The following is a 10954-nucleotide window of genomic DNA, read 5'->3' on the forward strand; positions in this document are numbered from 1 at the left end:
GCGACCCTGCGGCCTGTCTCCTGTCCCAGGCCGTCTCCATGCCACCCAACCACGTCAGTGCGCCTGCCCTCTCACTGGCCAACCTCGCCTCCGTCGTCGTTGCCGCCCAGCAGAAACGCCTCGTCCCCCAGCTCACGTCACCGCTGCTGCCCGCCCGTGTCGTCAACGGCGCTCGTCCCTTCCCCGCCGAAGCGCTGGCCCGTCCCCACGGCACCCTGACGGGCACGCTGACCGTGCTGCCCCCGCTGCGGATGGGTCTGGCGCAGATGGCCGCTGCGCAGGCGCCAGCTCCCTCGAAGGCGGCCCCGCACAACGCGGCTGCCTGCCAGCAGGTATGGGAACGCATCCGGGCGGTACGTGCCGACTGGATGCTGCGCGACACAGGCCAGCATCCCGCGCAGCAGGGGCTGAACGCGAAGGACAACGGTGCAGCGCGTCAAAGCAGCACCGAGGCGCTGGAGGCGGCGGACAGGGTGCGCGCCGTGCGCAAGCTCTGGCACGGGCGCGAGGCGGAGCAACTGACGGCGGCCTCGCCGCCCAGCCAGCAACGGCCAACGGTGTCGATGCCGCAACCGTCGGCGGTATTGCTGCAGACGATGGCCCTCCATCGCAGCAGGTCGCCCGATCCCGCACGCCTGGAGGATCTTCTGCGCGGCCTCATCCCCAAGCCGTCCGAGATGATTCCCCATCCCCCGCATAAGTATCCGACGTTGCCGCAACGCAGTGAGTTCCATCTGTTCGGTATCAAGCGCGCACTGGATCGCCTGCGCGGATAGGACGGCTGCGCCATTTATGGCGGCCGCCGTCAGACGCAGCAGGCACGCTGCCCCCCCTCATCCTTCCCGTGAGACATCTCGATGCTGATCCATCCCTCCCCGTCCTTCACCGCACGCGCCGTTTCACTCGCCGCGCAGACCGTGCAGCGGTCGACCCACCTGACGCCTTCCCAGGTACGAAATGCCGCCACCGGCAGATCGGGCTACCAACCGCTTACGCAGGCCGTGATGAACCGCCTGTCCGGCGCGGCAGACCGCGTGCCGAAACCCGTTTTTACCGTGGCACCCCGTGCCGCGACCCGTGCGCTGGCAGGTGCATCGATGCGCCCGCCCGCCAGCGTGAGCGCAGCGCGCTGCGCCTTCACCGGACTGGCGCTGCGCAACGGACAATTCAGCGCTGCTGCCGCACGGGCATCGTTGTGCAACTTCTCCCGCACCGTGCGCACGACCGCCGCACCGCCGCCGGCCGCCAACTTCAGTCGCAGCGTGGTTGCGGTTGCGGCTGCGACTGCCGCGGCCGTTGCCGCACCCGTCCCGCCCAAGCAGGATGCCGCCTCGGCCACAGCACCGCTGCCATCACCTTCACCGCCCACGGCGCGCGAAGGCGAGGCAGCCTTGGAGCGCATCAAGTTGATACGCCAGCAGTGGCAGAGCGGTTTCCATGACGTCCCCTGCGTATCCAGAGCGGTCAGCCGCACGCTCTGATCGGGCGCTCGACGCCTGCCCGGCCCGCGTCTACCCCAACCCGGCCGCAGAAGGCGGAACTGCATCTGTACGCGATCAAGCGCGCTTTTGACGGTCTGCGCGGTCGCAGCGGAGCGCCCACGCTGGCACCCCACCCTCGCCCTCCTTCACTGCTGGAACCCTGATGCCTGCCACTGCCGCCTCTCTTTCCCCAATAGTGCACGCCACACGAGCCGCCAGCGCACGGGTTACCTGGGTCGATCCGCCGGGCCGATCGCAGACCTTGCCGCTCAAGCGCGTCGGCAACGCAGAGTCGCCTGCTACCGACCTGCATCGGGTTGCCTTGGCGGGCTTGACCGGTGGCGATCCGGAAGTCCTGAGCAACGCGGTAGCGCACCGTCACGCGCACGGTCCCCTCCCAACGCTACCGCAGATGTTGCCGCCGACGGTGCCGGTGACGGAACAAGCACGCTTCCAGCGTCTGCTGGACCAGTTAAACCTCACGCTGACAGACATGTCCAGGGGAGCATTGAGATCATTGCGGGCTCAAGTATGGACCGGCATGGTCCAGGGGCAGGTGCTCAGCGAGAGCGACCAGTCCTGCCTGGCAGCAGGCCTGACGCTGCATCTCTTCCAGCAGTCGGGCGTGTGGAACGAGGGCATCGGGGATCTGCTGCCGTTGATCGTCAATGTGCCGGACTTGCTCGCTGGGCGCGCGCTGCGCATCGTGGATTCGGACCACGATGGCATCCATCTGTACCGCCCGGGCGAGGAGGAGCGGTGCCACCGCAACGGCAGCGCCGAAGAATTGCCCGAGCCGGCCGAAGATGAAATCATTCTGCTGCGGCATGAACGTCACTTCAGCCTGATCCGGCGTGACCGGGAACAGGCTATCGAGCAGGTGGCCGATGATGGCGACTGCTTCTTCAGCTGCCTATCTCGAGCACTGGGCGAAACGGAGGAAGCAGGAGCGAACAGCCGGATGCGCGCGGCCCTGGCCGACCACATCTGGAACACGCCCGAGCTGCGGCAGGTTGCAGGTGCACAGGAGGGCAGGTTGCCGGATACAGCGCCACCGCGCGTTCCGCATGTCCCAACCATCCCGCCACCGCCCCGTGAAGCATCCTCTGCGTCTACCGAGTCCGCCGTGTCTGCGAACGTGCTGCCGGTGGATCCCTCCCCGGAATTCACCGCCGTGTGCGCTTCCCTCGCGCTGGACGCCTATCGCGACGCCATGGACCGGCTGGTCAGCGAGGGCGTCCACCGGCCTGCCGTCCTTGAGGAGCTGCATCACCATCATAGCGCCCAGGTCCTATCCCCCCTGCGCAGCACGCTAGGCGATTCAAGGCCTGCGCAGGCTGAGAAAGTGCGGCAGGACATCGACACCGCGTTCGCTGGCTATCAGGCGACGAACACGAAGGCCCTGAAGGCGCGGCAACAGAAACTCAGCGAACTACACAACAAGGCCATTACGACCTACATGGAACAGATTGAAGCGGCACTGGCCGCGATGAAGGACGAAGAAAACCTGGCTGCCGCACAGGCGCGGATACGCACTGTGGTCGAGAAAGAATTCCGCTCGGCGATCCTGCAGACCGTCCGCGCCGACGAACCGATTGGGGGGCACTTGGCGGCAATCCGCGCCGAGATCGAAGACTACTGGACCGACAGCGTCATTCCCCGGGCGGTGAAATCCGAGCGCGCACCCGAGGCAGGGCGCGCCATTCCCCGCGCCTGAGACACAGCCAGGCGCTGCTATGTGACCGGTTCATCACCGGTCACATAGCTGACGCAAATAGCGCACTGGCTCACAGTTTATTGCTGCGATCGATGACAACGTTGTCTCCACCGCGCGCCAACTGACTGTGTCGCGGTGCGTCCGCCCCTCCGCTGCCTGTCCGGTGGCGTCCGGACCTGCGTTACGCGCGGCGCCATCGGGGCCCGCGCGACACCCTGATTCGATCGGAGACCCATCATGCATGACCCGATTGCACGCAGTGCCGCTCGTCCCGCCCGCCCGTTCCATCACCGTCCTGCCTGGCTGCTGGCGTTGGCCATCGGCGGCAGCCTGCCTGCCTTGGCACAGGCCGCCAACTGCACCGGCGTCGGCCAATGGGACCAGGCGAAGATCTACCGCACCGGTGACACCCTGCAGAAGAACGGCGTGCTGTACCAGGCCAGACAGGACATCTGGAACGCACCGCCCGATCATCCGGCTGGCGCGCCGTACTACACCAACCTGGGCACCTGTACCGGCAGTGGCAGCAACCAGCCCCCGGTGGTCACCCTGACCTCGCCGTCCAACGGCGCCCTCTTCAGCGCTGGCAGCACGGTGTCGGTCACGGCCAATGCCAGCGATGCCGACGGCAGCATCAGCAAGGTCGAGTTCTTCCGCGGCGGCACCTCGCTGGGTATCGACACCAGCGCGCCCTACAGCGCCAGTTGGACCAACGCCAGCGCCGGCAGCCACACCCTGCGCGCGGTGGCCACCGACAACGGCAACGCCACGGCCAGCACCGCCACGATCACCATCACCGTCAACGCCGCCAGTGGTGACACCACCGCACCCAGCGTGCCGGGCGGGCTGTCGGTAGGCACCCGCACCGCCAACAGCGTGGCCCTGAGCTGGACCGCCGCCAGCGACAACAGCGGCGGCAGTGGCTTGGCGGGCTACGACGTGTATCGCAATGGCGCCCTGGTGGGCTCGCCCTCCAGCCCATCCTATGTCGACGGAGGACTGCTGCCTTCCACCGCCTACAGCTACCGCGTGCGGGCGCGTGACAACGCCGGCAATGCGTCGGCCCAGGGCAGTACCGTCAGCGCCACCACCCTTGCCGGCAGCGGCGGCGGTGCAGGCAAGCGGGTCATCGGCTACTTCACCCAGTGGGGTATCTATGGCCGCAATTATCGGGTCAAGAACATCGACGCCAGTGGATCGGCCGCCGGCCTGACCCATATCAACTATGCGTTCGGCAATGTGCGCAACAACCGCTGCGAAGTGGGCGTCACCCAGCCGTCCGATGCCAACACGGGTGCCGGGGGTGACGCCTTCGCCGATTACAGCAAGGCCTTCGCGGCCGGTGAGAGTGTCAGTGGCAGCGCCGACACGTGGGACCAGCCGCTGCGCGGCAACTGGAACCAGCTCAAGCAGCTCAAAGCCAAGCATCCCGGTCTGAAAGCGCTGATCTCGCTGGGCGGCTGGACCTGGTCACGCGGCTTCTCCAGCGCCGCGCGCCCGGAAAACCGCCAAGCCTTCGTGGCCTCGTGCATCGATGCCTACATCCGCGGCAACCTGCCCGTTACCGACGGGGCGGGCGGTGCCGGCGCCGCGTTGGGCGTGTTCGACGGCATCGACATCGACTGGGAATACCCCGTGGCCTGTGGCATCGCCTGCGGCGCGCCGGAGGACAACGCCAACTTCACCGCACTGCTGGCCGAATTCCGCCGCCAGCTGGATGCGGTGCGTCCTGGCCTGCTGTTGACGGTGGCGGTCGGCGCCGGTATCGACAAGATCCGCGTGACGAACCCGGCGGCGTACCACCCGTACCTGGACTACATCAACGTGATGACCTACGACTTCCACGGCGCGTGGGATCCGCGGACCAACCATCACTCCGCGCTGTTCAATGCCGCTGCTGATCCGTCCACCGGCGACCAGCTGCAGTACAACAGCAATGACGCTATCGAAGCGTTCCTGGCCCGCGGTGTGCCCGCCTCCAAGCTCAACCTGGGCATCGGCTTCTATGGTCGCGGCTGGAACGGCGTAGTGGGCGGTAACAACGGCATGTACCAGACCGCATCCGGGGCAGCGGCGGGCACCTACGAGGCCGGCATCGAAGACTGGAAGGTGCTCAAGAACCTCGGCTGGCCGACCTACACCGACACCGCGGCAGGCGCCACCTGGGCATACAACGGCAGCACCTTGTGGAGCTATGACACCCCTGCCAACGTGACCCGCAAGATGACCTACGTCAAAGCCCAGGGACTGGGCGGCGCATTCTTCTGGGAGTTCAGCGGCGACGATGCACAGGGCACCTTGTCGCGCAGCATCAGTGATGGTCTGAAGTAAGGAGCATCAAACGCTCCCCGGCCAATGCCGGGGAGCGTTCCCGACAGTCGCGTCCGGTCGGGTCGCTTCGGGTTGCTTCGGGGGTAGAGCCGACTTCAGTCGGCTGCCTTATGTACCGCGCGCCGCAAACATTCCGCCGAGCACGGCTCGGCGCTACCACCGCACCCGCATCCCCGGTAGAGCCGACGGTAGAGCCGACTTCAGTCGGCTGGACTGATGATCGATTCCCGGCGGCGCGCCCGCGTACGCGCGAAGTCAGCGCGCGCGGCGATCCAGCGCAGCCTTCAGCTGCGCCGGGGGCAGGTAGCCACCCAGCTGCGAACCATCGGCGGCAAAGATCGCCGGCGTGCCGTTGACGCCCAGTTGCTGACCCAGCGCGTACTGCATCGCCACCGGATTGGTGCAGTTCTTCGCCGTCACCGGCTTGCCCTGTTTGGCGTCGGTCAACGCCTTGCGGCGATCGCTCGCGCACCAGACCGAGATCATGTCGGTGTAATCCTTGCTGCCCAGCCCCATCCGCGGGAAGGCAAGGTATTCCACGGTGATGCCGTTGCGGTTGAGCTCGGCGATATCCTGGTGCAGCTTGCGGCAGTAACCGCATTCGATATCCGTAAAGACGGTGATGGTGTGCTTGGCATTGGGCGCAGCAAACACGATCCGGTCACCGTGGTTGGCCTTCTCCAGCAAGCCACGGCGATAGGCCAGCAAACCTTCACTGTTGACCAACGCCTTGGCCTGGATGTCATACGGCTGCGACTGCATCAGATACTTGCCGTCATCGGACACATACATCACCTGGCCCGACACCACGACTTCGCGGAAGCCGGGGAAGGGTGCGGCGCCGACATAATCGGGCTTGAAGTTGGGGTCCAGCTGGGCCAACGCAGCGCGCACGTTCTGCTCCGCGCCTCCCCGCGCCGGCGCGGCGGTGGATGTCGCAACAGGCTTGCCGGCGGCGGGTGCGGCAGGCTGCGCACAGGCAGACAGGCTGAGCGTGCCGAGCAGGACGGCAGTAAGGACTCGGAACATCGAAAGGCCCGCAGGATAAGTAGGAGCCCGATTCTCGCACAGGCGCCCTGAGCGGGCGTATCAGGGAATCACCACGGTGATAAACGACAGCCTGCTGGCGTTGAGCGATTGATGGAAGCAATCATGCACCCGTAACCGCAACGTCCAGTTGAACGCGCAACGTGGGGGGAGCCCGGCATGCACATCGTTTCCCAGCTCGGCCTGATGTTCCGGGCAAATGTCCTCAACCAGCTCAGTGCGAAAGTACGACTTGTCCGCAAGGAGTATTCAGATGCCCGCCTCACTGCAGCATTGCGCAGTATCAATAATCGCGAGACGCGCTTGGCCGACCGCGTCAGATCGGGTCGCATGACGCTTGACCAGTTCGAGAACAAAGCCCGGAAGCTGGCTCCCTACAAAGTGATGCTCGATGAGGCAACCCATCCCGATCCCGCTGCCCATCGCGGCGCGTCGATCGCATCCCAGCCCGTGGAGACCGTCACGGCCTTCCGCGGCGTACTGATCCGCACCCAGTGCACGCTGCAGGCCGATGCATTCGTCGACCCCGCAGTCAAACAACAGCTGACCGCCATGCTGGATCCGACCAATCTGCGCAGAGAGGCGCGCCAACAGTTGGCGAATGCCTTCTGGGCAGGCCATCTCGATGAGACGGCGCTACGCAGGCAAGTGAACGCACAGGCGCGGAACGAGGCCAGCGAGGTGAATGCCGAACAAGACATACGCGAGCAGAGAGCGCGAGAGGCGACGAAGGACATCCTCGCGCACATTGCCGGCCGCCAGCCCGCGTCGGCCGATGCACAGACCGCTGCGTTGTCCATCATCCTGAGCCGCTTCGTACCCCCGCCCGCGGATGATGCGAGAGCCCCGACACCGACACCGACACCGAGCATCAATGGGTCGATGGGGGAGCGGGAAGGCAGTGACCACATCGTCCCAGCCTCATGGACGTGGATCGCCACCGCGTTCTGGCAGCGAGCATGGCCGAACTTCGCCGAGTTCCGGGCCGCATTCCTCAGCGCGCGGGACGAGGCGATCGATCCAGGTACGGCGGACCCCTCCCCTGCGCAGACCCGCTGCCTGCGCACCTTCGAGCTGGTCGAGTTCATCCGCGCCCACCCCCACAAATCACCCCATTCCGGTTGGCAGGCAACGCCCTCTGTGCTGGACACCTTCGCGGACAGCCTGGAAAGCGAAGCGATAGACAGCGTGCTCGTCGAGCGCGGCGTCGCCCCTGCGGCTCTGGCGGCTGCCGGGTCGCAGGCCCTGCTGCTACGCTCCGAAGATTCCGGATACGGATCGCCGGCCGCCGATCATCTCCATCGGAGCGTCGAGTCCTTGAACCCGGATAACGACGATTCAGAGCAGTGGTCCGATGGCGAAGACGATGGTCTCTCCGCCCGCTTCTAACCGCGTGGATGGTGCTTCGCATGCAGCTTCTGCAGGTGCTCGCGTGCCACCAGCGTGTAGATCTGCGTGGTCGACAGCGAGCTGTGGCCAAGCAGCATCTGCAGCGCGCGCAGGTCAGCGCCATGGTTGAGCAGATGGGTGGCGAAGCTGTGCCGCAGGCCATGCGGGCTGATGCGTGCCGTATCGATACCGGCCACCGCCGCGTACCGCTTAACCAGATGCCAGAAGGCCTGACGGCTCAGCGGCCGCAGGCTGGGCTCGATGAACAACGGGACCTGGCCGCTGTCGTCGGCCGGCACCGCACGCGTGTTGGCCAACTGGGGACGCGCCTCTTTGAGATAACGTTCCAGCCAATGCTGCGACTCTTCGCCCAGTGGCACCAGACGCTCTTTGCTGCCCTTGCCGGTGACACGCAGCACGCCCTGGCGCAGGTTCACCGCCACCGCCGGCAGGCCCACCAGCTCGCTCACGCGCAGGCCGGCGGCATACATCAGTTCCAGCATGGCGCGGTCACGGAGACCGCGCGTGTCCTCCACGTCCGGCGCGGCCAGCAACGCCTCGATCTGGCTTTCCGCCAGCGCCTTGGGCAACAGGCGCGGCAGCTTCGGCGGATCCAGCAGTGCGGTGGGATCGTCACTGCGCAACCCCCGGCGCACCGCATCGGCAAAGAAGGCACGCAGTGCGGAAAGCAGGCGCGCGTTGCTGCGTGGTGACCAGCCATGACGCGTACGCCAAGCCAGATAGTCGAACAGGCCAGCGCGATCAGCGGTCGCCAGGCTGCCTGCACGACCGACCCGCCATCGCGCCAGCCCCTCGAGGTCACGCCGGTAGCTGTCGACGCTGGCGCGCGCCAAGCCGTGTTCGGCCCATGCGGCATCCAGGAAGCGGGTGATCGCCGCGGCATCGGCGGCATCGAGTTCGGGCAGTGCCTGTACCAGTTGGCGGCGTTCTGCGGGCGTGGTGGCGACGGACATGCGGCGAGCATACGCGGCACGCAGCATGCGCCACCAGCATTGCGTATGCTTCGGCGCATGCCTGGACTGCATGATGCACCCGCCGCCGTATCGCCCCGACCCGCCTCGCTGCTGGGTTGGCGCCTGCTGTCGTTGCTGTACGACCTGTTTCCCGCATTGGCGCTGTGGATGCTGGCGGGTTCGGTGTTCGTGATCGCTTACACCGTGATGGGCCACACCGCGCGCGATAACATCGCACCGTTCAGCAGTTGGCAGTGGGCGTTGTGGGCGTGCTGCTGGGTCCTGACCGGCCTGTATGCCAGCGGCAGCTGGCGCAGGGGCGGGCAGACGCTGGGGATGCGTCCGTGGCGGCTCACGGTGCTGATGGCCGACGGCAGTCGCCCCACCCGGCGTGCCGCTTGGCTGCGCTACAGCGTGGGCACGCTGTCTCTGCTGGCCGCCGGTCTGGGCTTCTGGTGGGCGCTGGTCGACCGTGACCGCCTGGCGTGGCACGACCGCGCCAGCGGCACCCGTCTTGCCCGCCTTCCCCGCCCCGATCGCCGCTGACGCCTCCCCGAACGCGCGTGCCTGAACCGATGCCGCACTGTCATCAACGCGTCATCGAACCACGGTAGATCGAGCGCGCCCTGCGCCGGTAGCCTGCGCGGCCAACTTCCTGATGAACCCGACCATGATGCGGCTGCTGCTGGCCTGCGCGTGCCTGTGGCTGGCCGCCTGCTCCCCTTCCTCTTCCACCTCGCTCAGCGAGCGCCTGGTATCGCCGGGCGGCGCCTCGCCGCTGCTTGACCAGGCCCACATCGCCGCCACCATCGCCACCCTGCCCAACCGCAGCGGCAAGGTCACCAGCCGCGCCGGCGTGCCGATCTTCTGGCGCGCCTTCGATGCGGGCGATTACGGGCTGCACTACCGGTATGCACGCCCCCGCCACGAAGGCGGCCAGCCGATGGACATGGACCTGCGCCTTGCGCCCACGGGCCGCTTCCATGCACAGCCGCCGCGCGGCACCGTCGTGCTGCTGCATGGCTGGATGATGAGCGGCGATGCCATGCTGCCGTGGTCGTTGCAGCTGGCGCAGTCCGGCTATCGGGTGGTGACCATCGACCTGCGCAACCACGGTCACTCGGGCAGTGGACCGGCGGGCTACGGGACCGTGGAATCAGACGAAGTGGTCGATGTGATCCACGCCCTGCGCGCCAGCGGCGAGGTGCAGGGCCCGCTGTACCTGTTCGGCGTGTCCTACGGCGCGGCGACCGCGCTGTTTACCGCAGAAAGGCTCGGCTCGCAGGTGCAGGGCGTGGTGGCCATGGAGTCCTTCGCCAATGCCGGGGATGCCATCCGCAGCATGATCCCGCACCTGCTGGCGAGCCAGCCGACGGGGTGGCAGGCACAGGCGGTGGCCGCCTACGCACGCTGGCGCTATGCCGACCAGAACATGGACGAGGTGATCGCTGCCGCCAACCGCCGATTGGGTGTGAACCTGGACCGCGTGGATGTCAGCCGCGCGGTAGCACGCAGCCAAGCGTGTGTATTGCTGCTGCACGGTGACGACGACCAGCACATCCCGGTCAGCCAGGGCCGTCGCTTGGCGCAGGCCAGTCCACGGGCGCATTACATCGAGATGCGCGGCGAAGACCACATCACCCTGCCGATGCGCATCGACCTGCTGGGTGGCGTCGTGAACGACTGGATGGCCCGCGATGCGGGTGGCCCGGCGGGACTGTGCCCCGCCCCGCGTCTGCCGATGGAGGCGAATTTCATGGCGCTGGCGCAGGGCGGAAGTGGGTCGAACGGGTAGAACCCCCTCGCGGCTGGCGCTGACAGCAGGCTGCTTGCTTGGGGTCGGGCGGTGGGGCTGGGCGGGGGACGGCAACGACCGCATCCATGCGGGCCTCGTTTCGCGCCATCCATGGCACGGGTCCACGCCATCGCATTCGCGCTGTCGCTCCCACACTTTGCTTCGCAAATCGTGGGCCCCGTCTCACCAGCACCCACACCCCGCCGCTTCGCGGCCGCCC

The 10954-nt window shown here is 67.0% G+C and carries 9 protein-coding genes; 7 read left to right on the forward strand and 2 right to left on the reverse strand.

The features are described 5' to 3' along the window. Nucleotides 1-38: 38 nt before the first annotated feature. The 4 genes from IFT58_RS05945 to IFT58_RS18755 all read left to right on the forward strand — a co-directional run bounded on the left by IFT58_RS05945 (nucleotide 39) and on the right by IFT58_RS18755 (nucleotide 5529). Nucleotides 39-776 carry a hypothetical protein gene (locus IFT58_RS05945; RefSeq protein ID WP_192094166.1) on the forward strand — a complete coding sequence of 246 codons (738 nt, stop codon included), beginning with the start codon at nucleotides 39-41 and terminating at the stop codon, nucleotides 774-776. A gap of 81 nt (nucleotides 777-857) precedes the next feature. After that, on the forward strand, nucleotides 858-1481 hold the full coding sequence (locus IFT58_RS05950) for a hypothetical protein (protein ID WP_192094167.1): 624 nt from the start codon (nucleotides 858-860) through the stop codon (nucleotides 1479-1481). 412 nt (nucleotides 1482-1893) lie between these two features. Beyond that, nucleotides 1894-3198: an OTU domain-containing protein gene (locus IFT58_RS05955; protein WP_192094168.1), complete on the forward strand. Its 1305-nt coding sequence runs from the start codon at nucleotides 1894-1896 to the stop codon at nucleotides 3196-3198. Nucleotides 3199-3435: 237 nt separating this feature from the next. Continuing rightward, entirely contained in the window at nucleotides 3436-5529 is a 2094-nt protein-coding gene (locus IFT58_RS18755) for a glycosyl hydrolase family 18 protein (protein WP_249405597.1), read from the forward strand. 255 nt (nucleotides 5530-5784) lie between these two features. Here the strand turns inward: IFT58_RS18755 and IFT58_RS05970 are convergent, their stop codons facing one another. Then, complete coding sequence (locus IFT58_RS05970; RefSeq protein WP_192081152.1) at nucleotides 5785-6558, reverse strand: thioredoxin fold domain-containing protein; 774 nt, start codon at nucleotides 6556-6558, stop codon at nucleotides 5785-5787. A gap of 177 nt (nucleotides 6559-6735) precedes the next feature. Between IFT58_RS05970 and IFT58_RS05975 the strand changes: the two genes are divergently transcribed. Continuing rightward, nucleotides 6736-7965 carry a hypothetical protein gene (locus IFT58_RS05975; protein WP_192094169.1) on the forward strand — a complete coding sequence of 410 codons (1230 nt, stop codon included), beginning with the start codon at nucleotides 6736-6738 and terminating at the stop codon, nucleotides 7963-7965. On the opposite strand, the gene xerD is transcribed toward IFT58_RS05975, so the two are convergent. Next, nucleotides 7962-8939, reverse strand: a complete 978-nt coding sequence (xerD, locus tag IFT58_RS05980; RefSeq protein ID WP_188326026.1) for a site-specific tyrosine recombinase XerD — start codon at nucleotides 8937-8939, stop codon at nucleotides 7962-7964. The genes IFT58_RS05975 and xerD overlap by 4 nt on opposite strands. A gap of 57 nt (nucleotides 8940-8996) precedes the next feature. Here xerD and IFT58_RS05985 point away from each other — a divergent pair, with 57 nt between their 5' ends. Together IFT58_RS05985 and IFT58_RS05990 are read left to right on the forward strand one after the other, a co-directional pair. Beyond that, on the forward strand, nucleotides 8997-9485 hold the full coding sequence (locus tag IFT58_RS05985) for an RDD family protein (protein ID WP_192081150.1): 489 nt from the start codon (nucleotides 8997-8999) through the stop codon (nucleotides 9483-9485). Between the two features lie 124 nt (nucleotides 9486-9609). Next, on the forward strand, nucleotides 9610-10734 hold the full coding sequence (locus tag IFT58_RS05990) for an alpha/beta fold hydrolase (protein ID WP_192094185.1): 1125 nt from the start codon (nucleotides 9610-9612) through the stop codon (nucleotides 10732-10734). Nucleotides 10735-10954: the final 220 nt, after the last annotated feature.

It is taken from the genome of Stenotrophomonas sp. CFBP 13718 (genome assembly GCF_014842145.1).
Classification (GTDB): Bacteria; Pseudomonadota; Gammaproteobacteria; order Xanthomonadales; family Xanthomonadaceae; genus Stenotrophomonas.